Annotated in this window: 1 protein-coding gene; it reads right to left on the bottom strand. The window is 68.1% G+C overall.

The features are described 5' to 3' along the window. Nucleotides 1–270, bottom strand: a 270-nt coding sequence (locus SB756_RS30370) for an AMP-binding protein (RefSeq protein ID WP_410913277.1), incomplete at both ends; no start/stop codon positions are given.

Raw genomic sequence — 270 nt, forward strand, 5'->3', positions numbered from 1 at the left:
CCAGGTCGCCGGTACGGTACATGCGCCCAGGGTTGAATGGGTCTTGCAGGAAACGCTCGGCGGTCAGGTCCGCACGGTTCAGATAGCCCCGCGCCACACCGCAACCGCCCACGTACAACTCGCCGACCACACCGACCGGCACCGGGCGCAACTGCCCATCGAGCAGGTAGGTGTGGGCATTGGCGATCGGCCTGCCGATGTGCAGCACCTGCCCGGCGCGCACGCGGCCGGAAGTGGCGACCACCGTGGCTTCGGTGGGGCCGTAGTTAT

It is taken from the genome of Pseudomonas sp. SIMBA_068 (assembly GCF_046534705.1).
Lineage (GTDB): Bacteria > Pseudomonadota > Gammaproteobacteria > Pseudomonadales > Pseudomonadaceae > Aquipseudomonas > Aquipseudomonas putida.